This window comes from Pseudomonas sp. BF-R-01, assembly GCF_019946615.1.
GTDB lineage: Bacteria > Pseudomonadota > Gammaproteobacteria > Pseudomonadales > Pseudomonadaceae > Aquipseudomonas > Aquipseudomonas migulae.
The window spans coordinates 1-17197 of record NZ_JAGYFX010000077.1 but is presented as its reverse complement, the minus strand read 5'-3'; the positions used below and the strand labels follow the sequence as shown (position 1 = coordinate 17197).

The following is a 17197-nucleotide window of genomic DNA, read 5'->3' as shown; positions in this document are numbered from 1 at the left end:
TTCATGTCTACTACAGTTAATACGCTTTCGTTCGACGCCATCATCATTGGCGGCGGCGGTGCTGGCATGCGCGCTGCTCTGCAGCTGGCACAGGGCGGTCACAAGACTGCCGTTGTCACCAAGGTTTTCCCGACTCGTTCGCACACCGTATCCGCCCAGGGTGGCATCACCTGCGCCATCGCGTCTGCTGATCCGAACGATGACTGGCGCTGGCACATGTACGATACCGTCAAGGGTTCCGACTACATCGGTGACCAGGACGCTATCGAATACATGTGTTCCGTAGGCCCGGAAGCGGTCTTCGAGCTCGAGCACATGGGCTTGCCGTTCTCCCGTACCGAACAGGGCCGCATCTACCAGCGTCCGTTCGGCGGTCAGTCGAAAGACTTCGGTAAAGGTGGCCAGGCTGCACGTACGTGCGCCGCTGCCGACCGTACCGGTCACGCACTGCTGCACACCCTGTACCAGGCCAACCTGAAGGCCGGCACCGTATTCCTCAACGAATACTACGGCGTCGACCTGGTTAAGAACGAAGACGGTGCCTTTGTCGGCATGATCGTCATCTGCATCGAAACCGGTGAAACCTCCTACGTTCGCGCTAACGCGACCGTATTGGCGACTGGCGGTGCAGGCCGTATCTACTCGTCCACCACCAATGCCCTGATCAACACCGGTGACGGCGTCGGCATGGCTCTGCGTGCTGGCGTGCCGGTACAAGACATTGAAATGTGGCAGTTCCACCCGACCGGCATCGCCGGCGCCGGTGTACTGGTTACAGAAGGTTGCCGCGGTGAAGGCGGTTACCTGATCAACAAGCACGGCGAGCGTTTCATGGAGCGTTATGCTCCGAACGCCAAAGACCTTGCTGGTCGTGACGTTGTTGCTCGCTCGATGGTTAAAGAAATCATCGCCGGCAACGGTTGCGGTCCCGATGGCGACCACGTAATGCTGAAACTCGATCACCTCGGTGAAGAAGTTCTGCACAGCCGTCTGCCAGGCATCATGGAACTGTCCAAGACCTTCGCCCACGTCGATCCAGCCGTGGCGCCGATTCCGGTCGTTCCAACCTGCCACTATATGATGGGCGGCGTTGCCACCAACATTCATGGCCAGGCAATCACTCAGGACGCTGACGGCGTTGACCAGATCATTCCTGGTCTGTTCGCAGTAGGCGAAGTGGCGTGCGTATCGGTTCACGGTGCCAACCGTCTGGGCGGCAACTCGCTGCTCGATCTGGTGGTATTCGGCCGTGCGGCCGGTCTGTTCCTGGAGCAGACCCTGAAAGAAGGCGTTGATTACGCCCGTCCACGCCAGTCCGACATCGACGCTGCCCTGGCACGTCTCGATGGCCTGAACTCGCGTACCGAAGGCGAAGACGTCGCTACCCTGCGTAAAGAACTGCAAAGCTGCATGCAGAACTACTTCGGTGTATTCCGTACCGGCGAATACATGCAGAAGGGTATCGCTCAGCTGGCTGATCTGCGTGGCCGTATCGCCAACGTCAAGATCAACGACAAGAGCCAGGCGTTCAACACTGCTCGAATCGAAGCCCTGGAACTGCAGAACCTGCTGGAAGTGGCCGAAGCCACCGCCATCGCTGCAGAGATCCGCAAAGAGTCCCGCGGCGCTCACGCCCGTGAAGACTACGAAGATCGCGACGACGAAAACTGGCTGTGCCACACCCTGTACTTCCCGGGTGACAAGCGCGTGACCAAGCGTGCTGTGAACTTCTCGCCGAAGACTGTTCCGACTTTTGAACCTAAGATTCGGACTTATTAAGGGTGGCCGCCATGTTGCAAGTCAGTGTTTATCGCTACAACCCTGATCAGGACGCCGCGCCGTTCATGCAGGAATTCCAGGTCGATACCGGTGGTAAAGACCTGATGGTCCTGGACGTGCTGGCCCTGATCAAAGAGCAGGACGAAGGTTTCTCCTATCGTCGCTCTTGCCGTGAAGGCGTTTGCGGTTCCGACGGCATGAACATCAACGGCAAAAACGCTCTGGCATGCGTCACGCCGCTGTCTTCTGTCGTAAAAGGTAACAAGCTGATCGTTCGTCCGCTGCCAGGTTTGCCGGTTATCCGTGACCTGGTCGTCGATATGAGCATCTTCTACAAGCAATACGAAAAGGTTAAGCCATACCTGCAGAACGACACGCCGGCTCCGGCCATCGAGCGTCTGCAGTCTCCTGAAGAGCGTGAAAAGCTCGACGGTCTGTACGAGTGCATCCTGTGCGCTTGCTGCTCGACCTCTTGCCCGTCCTTCTGGTGGAACCCGGACAAGTTCCTGGGTCCAGCTGCTCTGCTGCAAGCGTATCGCTTCCTGGCAGACAGCCGCGACACCAAGACATCCGAGCGTCTGGCTGCGCTGGATGACCCGTTCAGCGTATTCCGCTGCCGCGGGATCATGAACTGTGTAAACGTTTGTCCGAAAGGCCTGAACCCGACTAAGGCCATCGGTCACGTACGTCACATGTTGCTGCAAAGCGGCGTGTGATTCAGCAGTACCCGTAGGACCGCTGTACCCGTAGATGCTACGGCGCAGGCTTCAACCGGCGCCGTAGTTTTAACCTGAGCAGCAGCTCACAAAGCTGCCGCTCTTATTTTGAAGAAATGAGACAAGCAGGGGCATCCGGGCTGGTACCCGGACTATCAGCGTGATCCTAAGTGGCTTGTTTTGGTCGCTGCATTCGGACTTCTGCAAGTTTGCTCGGTGTCGACGCCGATGGTGTTCCCCTAACCGAGGGTGACCAAGCATGCAAGAAAGCGTGATGCAGCGCATGTGGAACAGCGCCTACCTTTCCGGAGGTAACGCTGCCTATGTGGAAGAGCTTTATGAGCTCTACCTGCACGACCCTAACGCTGTGCCAGAAGAGTGGCGCACCTACTTTCAGAAGTTGCCGACCGAAGGCAACTCTGCCACCGATGTTTCGCACTCCACAATTCGCGATCATTTCGTCTTGCTGGCAAAGAACCAGCGCCGCGCCCAACCGGTTTCCGCCGGCAGCGTGAGCAGTGAGCACGAGAAGAAGCAAGTTGAAGTGCTGCGATTGATCCAGGCCTACCGTATGCGTGGCCACCAGGCAGCTCAGCTTGACCCGCTGGGACTGTGGCAGCGTCCTGCACCTGCAGACCTGTCAATCAATCATTACGGCTTGACCAATGCCGATCTTGATACGACCTTCCGTGCCGGCGACCTGTTCATCGGCAAAGAGGAGGCGAGCCTACGCGAAATTCACGAAGCGTTGCAGCAGACATATTGCCGCACCATCGGCGCTGAATTCACGCATATCACCGATTCCGAGCAGCGCCAGTGGTTCCAGCAGCGTCTGGAAAGCGTGCGTGGTCGTCCGACGTACTCCGCCGACATCAAGAGCCACCTGCTCGAGCGCGTCACTGCCGGTGAAGGCCTGGAAAAATACCTGGGCACCAAATACCCTGGCACCAAGCGTTTCGGTCTGGAAGGCGGCGAAAGCCTGATTCCGATGCTCGACGAGTTGATCCAGCGTTCCGGTTCCTACGGCACCAAGGAAATCGTGATCGGCATGGCCCACCGTGGTCGTCTGAACGTGCTGGTCAACACCTTCGGCAAGAACCCGCGTGAGCTGTTCGACGAGTTCGAAGGCAAGAAGAAGGTCGAGCTGGGTTCCGGTGACGTTAAATACCACCAGGGCTTCTCGTCCAACGTGATGACCGCCGGCGGTGAAGTTCACCTGGCCATGGCGTTCAACCCGTCCCACCTGGAAATCGTATCTCCAGTGGTCGAAGGCTCGGTTCGCGCCCGTCAGGATCGTCGTAACGACCCTACCGGTGAGAAGGTTCTGCCGATCTCCATCCACGGTGACGCGGCATTCGCCGGTCAAGGCGTGGTGATGGAAACCTTCCAGATGTCGCAGACCCGCGGTTTCAAGACCGGCGGCACCGTGCACATCGTGATCAACAACCAGGTCGGTTTCACCATCAGCAACCCGCTGGACTCGCGTTCCACCGAGTACGCGACCGACGTTGCGAAGATGATCCAGGCGCCGATCCTCCATGTGAATGGTGATGATCCGGAAGCCGTGTTGTTCGTGACCCAGCTGGCCATCGACTACCGCATGCAATTCAAGCGTGACGTGGTGATCGACCTGGTCTGCTACCGTCGTCGCGGCCACAACGAAGCCGACGAGCCTAGCGGCACCCAGCCTCTGATGTACCAGCAGATCACCAAACAGCGCACCACCCGTGAACTGTATGCCGATCGCCTGACTCAGAGCGGTGTGCTGGACGTTGAGCGTGTTCAGTCGAAAGTCGACGAATACCGCAACGCGCTGGACAACGGTCTGCATGTTGTAAAAAGCCTGGTCAAAGAGCCGAACAAAGAGTTGTTCGTGGACTGGCGTCCGTACCTGGGCCACGCCTGGACTGCACGTCACGACACGCGTTTCGATCTGAAGACCTTGCAGGAACTGTCCGCCAAGCTGCTGGAAATTCCAGAAGGCTTCGTGGTTCAGCGCCAGGTTTCGAAAATCTACGAAGACCGTCAGAAGATGCAAGCCGGCGGCCTGCCGATCAACTGGGGTTACGCCGAAACCATGGCGTACGCGACCCTGGCGTTCGAAGGTCACCCGATTCGCATGACGGGTCAGGACATCGGTCGCGGTACGTTCTCGCACCGTCACGCTGTCTTGCACAACCAGAAAGACGCGGGTACCTACATCCCGTTGCAGAACCTGTACAACGGCCAGCCACGTTTCGACCTGTACGATTCGTTCCTGTCCGAAGAAGCGGTTCTGGCGTTCGAGTACGGTTATTCGACCACCACGCCTGAAGCGCTGGTGATCTGGGAAGCCCAGTTCGGCGACTTCGCCAACGGTGCCCAGGTGGTTATCGACCAGTTCATCACCAGTGGCGAGCACAAGTGGGGCCGTCTCTGCGGTCTGACCATGCTGCTGCCGCACGGTTATGAAGGTCAGGGTCCGGAGCACTCGTCGGCTCGTCTGGAGCGTTACCTGCAACTGTGCGCCGAGCACAACATTCAGGTAGCCGTACCGACTACGCCGGCTCAGATCTACCACTTGCTGCGTCGTCAGGTGATTCGCCCGCTGCGCAAGCCATTGATCGTTCTGACTCCGAAGTCGCTGCTGCGTCACAAGCTGGCCATCTCGACTCTGGAAGATCTGGCCGAAGGTTCGTTCCAGACCGTTATCCCGGAAATCGATGCACTGGACCCGAAAAAGGTCGAGCGCGTTGTTCTGTGTAGCGGCAAGGTCTACTACGACCTGCTGGAAAAACGCCGTGCCGAAGGTCGTGATGACATCGCCATCGTGCGTATCGAGCAACTGTACCCATTCCCTGAGGACGACTTGAAAGAAGTCCTGGCTCCTTACACCAACGTCAAAAATGCCGTGTGGTGCCAGGAAGAGCCGATGAACCAGGGTGCGTGGTACTGCAGCCAACACCACATGCGTCGTAGCATCAGCAATCTCAACAAGTCTCTCGTACTTGAGTACGCGGGCCGTGAGGCTTCTGCTGCACCTGCATGCGGTTACGCATCGATGCACGCTGAGCAGCAGGAAAAACTGCTGCAAGACGCCTTTACTGTTTAACGCCTTCGCGCACCTGAAACCGAATTTAAGGACTCACAGATAATGGCTATCGAAATCAAAGCCCCCACTTTCCCGGAATCGGTTGCCGATGGCACCGTTGCCACCTGGCACAAGCAACCGGGCGACGCTGTAAAGCGTGACGACCTGATCGTCGATATCGAAACCGACAAGGTTGTGCTGGAAGTGTTGGCCACTGCTGACGGCGTGCTGGGCGCTATCGTCAAGAACGAAGGCGACACCGTTCTGTCCGACGAAGTCCTGGGCTCCATCGAAGCGGGCGGCGCTGCTGCTGCTCCGGCTGCCGCTGCTGCTCCGGCCGCTGCGCAGGCTGCTGCTCCAGCTGCCGAAGGCGAAGACGATCCTGTTGCTGCACCGGCTGCTCGCAAGCTGGCTGAAGAAAACGGCATCAACATCGCTTCCGTTGCCGGCACCGGCAAAGGCGGTCGTGTGACCAAGGAAGACGTGGTTGCAGCCGTTGCTGCCAAGAAAGCCGCTCCGGCTGCCGCGCCTGCCAAGGCTGCTGCTCCTGCTGGCGCTGCTCCTGTGTTCGCCGCTGGCGACCGCATCGAGAAGCGCGTACCGATGACCCGCGTTCGCGCTACCGTGGCCAAGCGCCTGGTAGAAGCTCAGTCGAACATGGCGATGCTGACCACCTTCAACGAAGTCGACATGACCGAAGTCATGGCCCTGCGTTCGAAGTACAAGGACCTGTTCGAGAAGTCCCACAACGGCGTACGCCTGGGCTTCATGTCGTTCTTCGTCAAGGCTGCCACCGAAGCGCTGAAACGCTTCCCGGCTGTCAACGCATCGATCGACGGTGGCGACATCGTTTACCACGGCTACGCTGACGTCGGCGTTGCTGTTTCCAGCGACCGCGGCCTGGTCGTACCGGTTCTGCGTAACGCCGAACTGATGAGCCTGGCTGAAATCGAAGGCGGCATCGCCACCTTCGGCAAGAAGGCTCGCGACGGCAAACTGTCGATGGACGAAATGACCGGCGGTACGTTCACCATCACCAACGGTGGTACCTTCGGTTCGATGATGTCGACTCCGATCGTCAACCCGCCGCAAGCGGCCATCCTGGGCATGCACAACATTCTGCAGCGTCCTATGGCGATCAACGGTCAGGTCGTAATCCGTCCGATGATGTACCTGGCTCTGTCCTACGATCACCGTCTGATCGATGGCAAAGAAGCTGTGACCTTCCTGGTTACCATCAAGAACCTGCTGGAAGACCCGGCTCGTTTGCTGCTGGATATCTGATTTCGTTGCATGGGCCGTGCAGGATGGCGGCCCGTCTGTAATGACCAGCTTCGTCCCACGACGGTCCCCATAAGGGGCCGTCCGGTTTGATTCGAGAAGGAATGACACATGACTCAGAAATTCGACGTGGTAGTGATTGGCGCGGGCCCTGGCGGTTACGTGGCTGCCATTAAAGCAGCGCAACTGGGCCTCACCACTGCCTGCATCGAGAAATACACCGACAAGGAAGGCAAGCTGGCCCTCGGCGGTACTTGCCTGAACGTCGGTTGCATTCCATCCAAGGCGCTGCTGGACAGCTCCTGGAAATACAAGGAAGCCAAAGAAGGCTTCGCGATCCACGGTATCAATCACGCTGGCGTGACCATGGACGTGTCGGCAATGGTTGGCCGTAAAGCCAACATCGTCAAAGGCCTGACCTCTGGCGTTGCCACCCTGTTCAAGGCGAACGGCGTCACTTCCCTGCAAGGCCACGGCAAACTGCTGGCCGGCAAGAAAGTCGAACTGACCAAGCCAGACGGCAGCGTTGAAATCATCGAAGCCGAGAACGTGATTCTGGCTTCGGGTTCGCGTCCGATCGACATTCCACCGGCTCCGGTTGACCAGAAAGTGATCGTCGATTCGACCGGCGCACTGGAATTCCAATCCGTACCTAAGCGTCTGGGCGTTATCGGCGCTGGCGTAATCGGTCTGGAACTGGGTTCGGTATGGTCGCGCCTGGGCGCTGAAGTGGTTGTTCTGGAAGCGCTGGAGAAGTTCCTGCCGGCTGCTGACGACGCCGTTTCCAAAGAAGCCTACAAAACCCTGACCAAACAAGGTCTGGACATCAAGCTGGGCGCTCGCGTCACCGGTTCCAAAGTGAACGGCGACGAAGTCGTTGTGAACTACACCGACGCCAACGGCGAACAGAGCATCACCTTTGACAAGCTGATCGTTGCCGTTGGTCGCCGTCCAGTGACCACCGAACTGTTGGCTGCCGACAGCGGTGTGACCATCGACGAGCGCGGTTTCGTATTCGTTGACGACCAGTGCGCCACCAGCGTACCGGGCGTTTACGCGATCGGTGACGTGGTTCGCGGCATGATGCTGGCGCACAAGGCGTCCGAAGAAGGCATCATGGTGGTTGAGCGCATCAAGGGCCACAAAGCGCAAATCAACTATGACCTGATCCCTTCGGTTATTTATACTCACCCGGAAATCGCATGGGTCGGCAAAACCGAGCAGACCTTGAAGGCTGAAGGCGTTGAAGTTAACGTTGGCACCTTCCCGTTCGCAGCCAGTGGCCGTGCCATGGCAGCCAACGACACCGGCGGTTTCGTGAAAGTCATTGCCGATGCCAAGACTGACCGCGTATTGGGCGTCCACGTGATTGGCCCGAGCGCTGCAGAACTGGTTCAGCAGGGCGCGATCGGCATGGAATTCGGCACCAGCGCTGAAGACCTGGGCATGATGGTTTTCTCCCATCCGACCCTGTCTGAAGCCTTGCACGAAGCAGCTCTGGCTGTGAATGGCGGCGCCATCCACATCGCCAACCGCAAGAAGCGTTAAGACAATAAGAAACCACGGCGGTATGGCCCGTCGTGAGCCTTGCATGCAAGACTCACCGCGGAATATCCGCTGGACGCAGTCTTGCGTGGCTGCACCGGGTATCCGGAAAGGCTACGCAAGCAGCAGTCACAGGTGGTGCGGCACTTGAACAAGTGCAGCACCGAATGCGCAGTACCTAACGAAGACGGTAATAAGCATGAATCTTCACGAGTATCAGGGTAAGCAGCTGTTCGCTGAATACGGCCTGCCAGTTTCCACCGGTTATGCGGTAGACACCCCGGAAGCAGCAGCAGAAGCTTGCGACAAAATCGGCGGCACCGAGTGGGTTGTCAAAGCCCAGGTCCACGCTGGTGGTCGCGGTAAAGCGGGCGGCGTTAAGCTGGTTCGCAGCAAAGAAGACGCCAAAGCCTTCGCACAGCAGTGGCTGGGCAAGCGTCTGGTGACTTACCAGACTGACGCCAATGGTCAGCCAGTCACCAAGATCCTGGTTGAATCGTGCACTGATATCGCTAAAGAGCTGTACCTGGGCGCTGTCGTTGACCGTTCGAGCCGTCGCATCGTGTTCATGGCTTCCACCGAAGGTGGCGTGGACATCGAGAAAATCGCTCACGACACTCCAGAAAAAATTCTGAAAGCCACTATCGATCCACTGGTTGGCGCTCAGCCATTCCAGGGTCGCGAGCTGGCATTCCAGCTGGGTCTGGAAGGCAAGCAGGTTGCTCAGTTCGCCAAGATCTTCGTAGGTCTGGCCAAGCTGTTCAAGGATCACGACCTGGCTCTGCTGGAAGTGAACCCGCTGGTGATCAAGGCTGACGGCGATCTGCACTGCCTCGACGCCAAGATCAACATCGACGCCAACGCCATGTACCGTCAGCCTAAGCTGAAGACTTTCCACGATCCGTCGCAAGACGATCCGCGCGAAGCGCACGCTGCCAAGTTCGAACTGAACTACGTAGCGCTGGAAGGCAACATCGGTTGCATGGTCAACGGTGCTGGCCTGGCCATGGGTACCATGGACATCGTCAACCTGCATGGCGGCAAACCAGCCAACTTCCTCGACGTGGGCGGCGGTGCTACCAAAGAACGCGTTACCGAAGCGTTCAAGATCATCCTGTCCGACACTAACGTCGCTGCAGTACTGGTCAACATCTTCGGCGGCATCGTTCGTTGCGACATGATTGCCGAAGGCATCATCGGCGCTGTGAAAGAAGTCGGCGTGAAAATCCCGGTTGTTGTTCGCCTTGAAGGCAACAACGCTGAGCTGGGCGCTAAAGTACTGGCAGAAAGCGGTTTGAACATCATCGCTGCTACCAGCCTGACCGACGCTGCTCAACAAGTCGTTAAAGCTGCGGAGGGCAAATAATGAGCGTCCTGATCAATAAAGACACCAAAGTTATCTGCCAGGGTATTACCGGTTCGCAAGGTAGTTTCCACACCCAGCAAGCCATCGAGTACGGCACCAAGATGGTTGGTGGTGTAACTCCTGGTAAAGGCGGCACCGAGCACCTGGGTCTGCCAGTGTTCAACACCGTGAAAGACGCTGTAGCTGCCACTGGCGCCACCGCCAGCGTGATCTACGTTCCAGCTCCTTTCTGCAAGGACTCCATCCTGGAAGCAGCATTCGGCGGCATCAAGCTGATCGTTTGCATCACCGAAGGCATTCCTACCCTGGACATGCTGGACGCTAAAGTTAAGTGCGACGAGCTGGGTATCACCCTGATCGGCCCTAACTGCCCAGGCGTGATCACCCCAGGCGAATGCAAGATCGGCATCATGCCAGGTCACATTCACTTGCCAGGCAAGGTCGGTATCGTTTCCCGTTCCGGCACCCTGACCTACGAAGCTGTGAAGCAAACTACTGACGCCGGTTTCGGTCAGTCGACTTGCGTCGGCATCGGCGGTGACCCGATCCCGGGTTCGAACTTCATCGACATCCTGAAGCTGTTCCAGGAAGACCCGAAGACCGAAGCGATCGTGATGATCGGTGAGATCGGCGGTTCGGCTGAAGAAGAAGCGGCTGCCTACATCAAGGCACACGTGACCAAGCCGGTTGTTTCCTACATCGCTGGTGTGACTGCTCCTCCGGGCAAGCGCATGGGCCATGCTGGCGCAATCATCTCTGGCGGCAAAGGCACTGCAGACGAGAAGTTCGCTGCACTGCAAGACGCAGGCGTTAAAACCGTGCGTTCGCTGGCAGACATCGGCAAGGCCCTGGCCGAGCTGACTGGTTGGGCTGTCAAGTAAGCCTCGCGCTTAACTGACGCTTCACCAAACAAAGGCCACCTTCGGGTGGCCTTTGTCGTTTCTGGATGAATCAAACATCTGTAGGAGCCGGCTTGCTGGCGATTTCCGCGACGCGGTGTATCAGGCACACCGCCAATCGCCAGCAAGCCGGCTCCTACACAGACCGTGAACATTACGTATGAAAACGCGACACGGAAATGTCGCAGATCGGATAGTTCGCCCTCTAACAGTGCGTTTGTCGCTCAAATTCGTTAGGCTAGCCGCCATTTTTGCGTCCGCATCCCACAAGGAAGCTTCGCGCTAAAGGGTCGGTCCTATACGGGTCGACAGCATTTCCCTCACCCATAAGGGAAATCCCTCTCTAAATTCCGATTCAGTAGTGTGGTATTTCCTTAATGAAAGTGTTGAAAGGCCAGGACATCCTGGCACTTGGTTTTATGACGTTTGCCCTGTTCGTCGGGGCTGGCAACATCATCTTCCCGCCTATCGTCGGTTTGCAGTCCGGGCCTCATGTCTGGATGGCGGCGCTGGGCTTTCTGATCACCGCGGTCGGTCTGCCGGTGATCACCGTTGTTGCCCTGGCCAAGGTCGGTGGCGCGATGGATGCCTTGAGCAGCCCGATCGGCAAAGTCGCCGGTGGCTTGCTGGCCGCTGCGTGCTACCTCGCCGTTGGCCCGCTGTTTGCGACGCCGCGCACCGCGACCGTATCGTTCGAAGTGGGCCTGGCGCCGCTGACCGGCGAAAGCCCGCTGGCGCTGTTCCTCTATAGCTCGGTGTACTTCCTGCTGGTGTTCTTCATCTCGCTCTACCCGGGTCGTTTGCTGGACACCGTAGGACGTTTCCTCGCACCGCTGAAGATTATCGCTCTGGCCGCCCTCGGCATCGCCGCGTTCGCGTTGCCGGCCGGTGATATCGGTGTGGCGACGCCCGAGTATGTCGCGGCGCCATTCTCCCAGGGCTTCATCAATGGTTACCTGACCATGGATACCCTGGGCGCGCTGGTATTTGGCATCGTTATCGTCAACGCCATCCGCTCCCGTGGCGTGGATTCTCCGGCGCTGATCACCCGTTACGCGATCATTGCCGGGCTGATTGCCGGCGTCGGTCTGGCGCTGGTGTACGTCAGCCTGTTTCGCCTCGGTTCGGGCAGCCATGAAGTGGCCGCCGGTGCGACCAACGGCGCGGCGGTGTTGCACGCCTACGTTCAACACACATTCGGTTCCTTGGGCAGTGGTTTCCTCGCCGTGCTGATTTCGTTGGCCTGCCTGGTCACAGCGGTCGGTCTGACGTGCGCCTGTGCCGAATACTTCAGTCGTGTGCTGCCACTGTCCTACAAGACCTTGGTCATCATCCTCGCCGCGTTCTCCCTGCTGGTGTCCAACCTGGGCCTCACCAAGCTGATCGCGTTCTCGATCCCGGTCCTCACCGCGATCTACCCGCCGTGCATCGCGCTGGTCGCCCTGAGCTTCTGCAAGGACTTCTGGCATGAGCAGGGTCGCATCGTCGGTCCGGTGATGTTGGTGTCGTTCATCTTCGGTCTGATCGATGCGCTCAAGGGCGCAGGTCTGGCGGACTGGATGCCGACGCAATTGGCGCATTTGCCGCTGAGTGAGCAGGGCCTGGCGTGGCTGGTGCCGTCGGTCATGACCCTGGTGGTTGCGGTGGTTTGCGACCGCATGCTGGGCAAGCGCGAAGAAGCGCTGGCTTAAGGCGTATCACGGCCTGCCATAAGCGGGTCTTGAGCGAACATGGAAATGCCCCGTATCAATCGATACGGGGCATTTTTTATGCGCGTGAGGCAGTGTCTTTTTTTGTCAGCTAACGTCGAAGCACTACCTGTAGGAGCGAGGCTTGCCCGCGAAGAGGGGGTAACATTCGACCTAATCTTCGACAGGTACACCGCCTTCGCGGGCAAGCCATGCTCCTACAGATTCAACCAACGTCTCACAAGGACCTGCATGTCGTTCATCCACGCCAACCTGATCCACATCCTCGCCGCCATCTGGTTTGTCATCTGCTGGGGCGGCTACACCCGTTATGCGACGTGGAAGGGCCGCGACACCGCGTGCCTGGCCAGTGTGTTGCACCTGTACCGCGAAGACTGGATGCGGCGCATGCTGATGCGTGACAACCGCATCGCCGATGCCAGTGTGATCGGTAATCTGGAGCGCAACGCTTCGTTCTTCGCCTCCAGCACACTGATTATCCTGGCCGGTATTCTCACCGTGCTCGGTGCGTCGGAAAGGGCGGTGTCGTTGCTGGCGGACATCCCGATGGTGCAACAGGCCTCCCAGGGCATGTCGGAGATCAAGTTGCTGTGTCTGGCGCTGGTGTTTGTGTATGCGTTCTTCACGTTCAGCTGGTGCATGCGTCAGTACAACTTCGCTGCGATTCTGGTGGGGTCGGCCCCTATGGTCGGCGAGCGGCATGTTTCCGAGCTGGAGCGTAAAGCCTTTGCCGCACGGGCGGCGCGTGTCATCTCCATGGCCGCCAACCAGTTCAACTTCGGCCTGCGTTCCTATTACTTCGGCATGACCATGCTGGCGTGGTTCGTCAGCCCGTGGTTGTTCATGCTGATGAGCGCTGGCGTGGTGCTGGTGCTGTATCGCCGGGAGTTTCATTCCGACGTTCTCGACGTGATGGTCTATACCCCTACAGAGGCGCCATTGCCCGAGGCGAACCGAGAGGCCGCTTGATGAGTATTCCGTTCTGGTGTGTGTTTATCAGTGCCTTGCTGATCTATGTGGCCCGCATGCCGGTGGCCAGGGCCATGAAAGAGCAGGGCGGTTACGACAATCATCTGCCGCGCCAGCAACAGGCACAACTCACAGGGTTTGGCGCCCGCGCAGTGGCAGCTCATCAGAACTGTTTTGAGGCGTTTATATTGTTTGCCGTGGGGGTGTTGATGGCGCACACCACGCAAACGGCGGGCTGGCTGATTGATACGCTGGCAATCATCTTTGTGATTACGCGGGTCATTTACTTAGTGTGCTATTGGAGCGATCTGGCCTGGCAGCGGAGTCTGGTGTGGTTTGTCGGGTTAGTGTGTTCGCTGCTATTGATGATTAGTCCGACTTTTAGAACTATTTTGCTCTAACAAGGCAAATGACAGGCAAAAGAAAACCCGCATTTGGCGGGTTTTCTTTATCACGCTAAAAACTGTTTTAGTTTTTAGGTGCTTCTTTTGCTGCAGCTGCATCCGATTCAGCCTGAGCTTTGGCAGCTTCGGCGTTTTCTTTCGCAGCGTCGTTCACTTTATCCTGAGCTTTGCTCATGTCTTGCTGAGCTTGCTCAGCATGTTTATCGGCTTCTTGAGCTTTGTCCTCGGATTTTTTATCGCAGGCAGCGAGACCGAGGGAAGCGGTCAACATCAAGGCAATAGCTAAAGTCTTACGCATGGGGTGTTTCTCCTTATGGAAAATATCTATCTGGCCTTTCGAGCGTGGATATCAGGGTTAAGTTCCTCAATTCGTTCAGATATATAAGATTATTCCTACGGGAACTTTTACGAATACACCTAATACAATCTCCGAGTACTACGAAGAGTGTTTACCACATGGCCGAAAACCCCGTTTTTGAGCGCGCGACGCGATTCCTTTCGGCGCTCAGGCATTGCCAGGTACTTGGTTTGCGCGTTCACAGCGCCAGCAGCGATGGACTGACGGTCATCCTGCCGTACAGCCCGCAAATCGTCGGCAATCCGCAAACCGGTGTGATCCATGGCGGGGCGTTGACCTCCCTGATGGACACCGCGTGCGGCATGGCCACACTCTGCGTGCTGCCCGAATTCGAAGTCTGCCCGACCCTCGACCTGCGCATCGACTACATGCATGCCGCCGAACCGCATAAGGACGTCTATGGCTTTGCCCAGTGCTACCGGGTCACCACCGACGTGATCTTCGCCCGTGGCTTTGCTTATCAGGACGATCCCGAGCAGCCCATCGCCCATGTCGTCGGCACGTTCATGCGGATGGGCAAGGGCGTCAAAGGCACCAAAGGGTTTGGTGGCGCCATCGCCGGAGGTGCGAAATGACCGACAACTTCAAGGAACAACTGCAACAGGCCCATGAGCAGGGCGACTATGCCTCGCTGCTGCATCTGATTCCCTACGCCAAACTGATTGGTGTCGAGTGTTCGCGGGTGGGGGATGACCTGCTGTTTCGTCTGCCGGCGAACAAGGACAACATTGGTAACCCTTTACTGCCGGCGATTCATGGCGGCGTCATTGCCGGGTTCATGGAGCTGTCCGCCGCCTTGCACCTGCTGATTTTCACCGGTTCACCGGGTGTGCCGAAGATCATCGATTTTTCCCTCGACTACCTGCGCGCCGGACAGTTTCGCGATACGTGGGCGCGTTGCCAGGTGTGCCGTCAGGGGCGGCGTGTCGCAAACGTGGCAGTGACCGCCTGGCAAAGCACCGAATCCGAGCCCATCGCCACGGCCCGCGCCCACTTCAAAATCGATGAGCCCTTGAAATCCTGATCCGAGCCCCCAACTTTGATGACAACCCGCCGCCGACCCTCTAGGTCGCGGCCACTGCCATCTGATTGGAGTTTGATGACCATGAGTGTGGAAACTCAAAAGGAAACCCTGGGCTTCCAGACCGAGGTGAAGCAGCTGCTGCACCTCATGATCCATTCGCTGTATTCCAACAAGGAAATCTTCCTTCGCGAATTGATCTCGAACGCCTCTGACGCTGTCGACAAATTACGTTTCGAAGCCCTGTCCAAGCCTGAGTTGCTGGAAGGTGGCGCCGAACTGAAAATCCGTGTGAGCTTCGACAAGGACGCTAAAACCGTCACCCTCGAAGACAACGGCATCGGCATGAGCCGTGAAGATGCGATCACCCACCTGGGCACCATCGCCAAATCCGGCACCGCCGATTTCATGAAACACCTGACGGGCGATCAGAAAAAGGATTCGCACCTGATCGGTCAGTTCGGCGTGGGTTTCTACTCTGCCTTCATCGTCGCCGACAAAGTCGACGTGTTCAGCCGTCGTGCCGGTGCTGCCGCCAGCGAAGGCGTGCACTGGTCGTCGAAGGGCGAAGGTAATTTCGAAGTTGCCACCGTCGAGAAAGCCGATCGTGGTACTCGCATCGTCCTGCACCTGAAGTCCGGTGAAGACGAGTTCGCCGATGGCTGGCGTCTGCGCAACATCATCAAGAAGTACTCCGACCACATCGCTTTGCCGATCGAGTTGCCGAAAGAAGTGGCAGCGGCTGAAGGCGAAGAGAAGCCAGCTGTTGAATGGGAAACTGTCAACCGCGCCAGCGCCCTGTGGACCCGTCCTCGTACCGAGATCAAGGACGAGGAATACCAGGAGTTCTACAAGCACATCGCTCACGACTTCGAAAACCCGCTGAGCTGGAGCCACAACAAGGTCGAAGGCAAACTCGAATACAGCTCGCTGCTCTACGTACCGACCCGCGCTCCGTTCGACCTGTACCAGCGTGAAGCGCCGAAAGGCCTGAAGCTGTACGTGCAGCGTGTGTTCGTCATGGACCAGGCCGAGTCGTTCCTGCCGCTGTACCTGCGCTTCATCAAGGGCGTGGTCGATTCCAATGACCTGTCGCTGAACGTGTCGCGGGAAATCCTGCAGAAAGACCCGATCATCGACTCCATGAAGTCGGCGCTGACCAAGCGCGTGCTGGACATGCTGGAAAAACTGGCGAAGAACGAGCCTGAGCAATACAAAGGCTTCTGGAAGAACTTCGGTCAGGTCATGAAAGAAGGCCCGGCAGAAGACTTCGCCAACAAAGAGAAAATCGCCGGCCTGCTGCGTTTTGCGTCCACTCAGGGCGAAGAAGGCGAGCAGGTTGTGGGTCTGGCCGACTACCTGGCTCGCGCCAAGGAAGGTCAGGACAAGATTTACTACCTGACCGGCGAAACCTACGCGCAAGTCAAAAACAGCCCGCACCTTGAAGTCTTCCGCAAGAAAGGCATCGAAGTGCTGCTGCTGACCGACCGCATCGACGAGTGGCTGATGAGCTACCTCAACGACTTCGACGGCAAGAGCTTTGTCGACGTGGCGCGCGGTGACCTCGACCTGGGCAACCTGGATTCGGAAGAAGACAAGAAAGCCGCGGAAGAAGTCGCCAAGTCCAAAGAAGGTCTGGTTGAGCGTCTGAAAACTGCGCTTGGCGAATCCGTGGCTGAAGTGCGGGTTTCCCATCGTCTGACCGACTCCCCGGCGATTCTGGCCATCGGCGAGCAGGACCTGGGCATGCAGATGCGTCAGATTCTGGAAGCCAGCGGTCAGAAGGTTCCGGACTCGAAGCCGATCTTCGAATTCAACCCGGCGCACCCGCTGATCGAGAAGCTCGACAACGAGCAGAGCGACGAGCGCTTCGGCGACCTGTCGCACATTCTCTTCGATCAGGCGGCCCTGGCGGCCGGCGACAGCTTGAAAGACCCGGCCGCGTATGTGCGCCGTCTCAACAAGCTGCTGGTTGAACTGTCGGTTTAACGACGTTGTAAAAAAACCCGCTTCGGCGGGTTTTTTTATGACCTGAAATTTTTTGGCTGTGAACCCGATCCTGTAGGAGCCGGCTTGCTGG

Annotated in this window: 14 protein-coding genes; 13 read left to right on the top strand and 1 reads right to left on the bottom strand. The window is 57.9% G+C overall.

What is annotated here, in order from left to right:
• Positions 1–3: 3 nt before the first annotated feature.
• The 10 genes from sdhA to KGB27_RS23010 all read left to right on the top strand — a co-directional run bounded on the left by sdhA (position 4) and on the right by KGB27_RS23010 (position 13735).
• Positions 4–1779 (top strand): succinate dehydrogenase flavoprotein subunit, encoded by a 1776-nt coding sequence (sdhA, locus tag KGB27_RS23055; RefSeq protein WP_008032662.1) that lies wholly within the window; start codon positions 4–6, stop codon positions 1777–1779.
• A gap of 11 nt (positions 1780–1790) precedes the next feature.
• Complete coding sequence (locus tag KGB27_RS23050; protein WP_008032664.1) at positions 1791–2495, top strand: succinate dehydrogenase iron-sulfur subunit; 705 nt, start codon at positions 1791–1793, stop codon at positions 2493–2495.
• A gap of 259 nt (positions 2496–2754) precedes the next feature.
• Positions 2755–5586: a 2-oxoglutarate dehydrogenase E1 component gene (locus tag KGB27_RS23045; protein ID WP_008032666.1), complete on the top strand. Its 2832-nt coding sequence runs from the start codon at positions 2755–2757 to the stop codon at positions 5584–5586.
• Positions 5587–5628: 42 nt separating this feature from the next.
• Positions 5629–6849 carry a 2-oxoglutarate dehydrogenase complex dihydrolipoyllysine-residue succinyltransferase gene (gene odhB, locus KGB27_RS23040; protein ID WP_008032669.1) on the top strand — a complete coding sequence of 407 codons (1221 nt, stop codon included), beginning with the start codon at positions 5629–5631 and terminating at the stop codon, positions 6847–6849.
• A gap of 108 nt (positions 6850–6957) precedes the next feature.
• Positions 6958–8394 carry a dihydrolipoyl dehydrogenase gene (gene lpdA, locus KGB27_RS23035; protein ID WP_008032670.1) on the top strand — a complete coding sequence of 479 codons (1437 nt, stop codon included), beginning with the start codon at positions 6958–6960 and terminating at the stop codon, positions 8392–8394.
• A gap of 196 nt (positions 8395–8590) precedes the next feature.
• Positions 8591–9757: an ADP-forming succinate--CoA ligase subunit beta gene (gene sucC, locus KGB27_RS23030; RefSeq protein ID WP_007898980.1), complete on the top strand. Its 1167-nt coding sequence runs from the start codon at positions 8591–8593 to the stop codon at positions 9755–9757.
• On the top strand, positions 9757–10638 hold the full coding sequence (gene sucD / locus KGB27_RS23025; RefSeq protein WP_008032672.1) for a succinate--CoA ligase subunit alpha: 882 nt from the start codon (positions 9757–9759) through the stop codon (positions 10636–10638). Before sucC ends, sucD begins: the two co-directional genes overlap by 1 nt.
• 395 nt (positions 10639–11033) lie before the next feature.
• The gene (brnQ, locus tag KGB27_RS23020; protein ID WP_192417000.1) at positions 11034–12347 is read left to right on the top strand and encodes a branched-chain amino acid transport system II carrier protein; all 1314 of its coding nucleotides are present in this window, start codon (positions 11034–11036) and stop codon (positions 12345–12347) included.
• A 249-nt stretch (positions 12348–12596) separates the two neighbouring features.
• Positions 12597–13334 carry a DUF599 domain-containing protein gene (locus KGB27_RS23015; protein WP_008032675.1) on the top strand — a complete coding sequence of 246 codons (738 nt, stop codon included), beginning with the start codon at positions 12597–12599 and terminating at the stop codon, positions 13332–13334.
• On the top strand, positions 13334–13735 hold the full coding sequence (locus KGB27_RS23010) for an MAPEG family protein (protein ID WP_008039237.1): 402 nt from the start codon (positions 13334–13336) through the stop codon (positions 13733–13735). The genes KGB27_RS23015 and KGB27_RS23010 overlap by 1 nt, the downstream gene beginning before the upstream one ends.
• 67 nt (positions 13736–13802) lie before the next feature.
• Here KGB27_RS23010 and KGB27_RS23005 read toward each other — a convergent pair whose 3' ends face one another.
• Positions 13803–14036 (bottom strand): hypothetical protein, encoded by a 234-nt coding sequence (locus KGB27_RS23005; protein ID WP_008039236.1) that lies wholly within the window; start codon positions 14034–14036, stop codon positions 13803–13805.
• A 158-nt stretch (positions 14037–14194) separates the two neighbouring features.
• Between KGB27_RS23005 and KGB27_RS23000 the strand changes: the two genes are divergently transcribed.
• The 3 genes from KGB27_RS23000 (at position 14195) to htpG (ending at position 17106) form a co-directional block, all read left to right on the top strand.
• Entirely contained in the window at positions 14195–14671 is a 477-nt protein-coding gene (locus tag KGB27_RS23000) for a PaaI family thioesterase (RefSeq protein WP_008032683.1), read from the top strand.
• Entirely contained in the window at positions 14668–15120 is a 453-nt protein-coding gene (locus KGB27_RS22995; protein ID WP_008039225.1) for a PaaI family thioesterase, read from the top strand. Before KGB27_RS23000 ends, KGB27_RS22995 begins: the two co-directional genes overlap by 4 nt.
• An 81-nt stretch (positions 15121–15201) precedes the next feature.
• Positions 15202–17106: a molecular chaperone HtpG gene (htpG, locus tag KGB27_RS22990; RefSeq protein WP_207285352.1), complete on the top strand. Its 1905-nt coding sequence runs from the start codon at positions 15202–15204 to the stop codon at positions 17104–17106.
• Positions 17107–17197 lie beyond the last annotated feature (91 nt).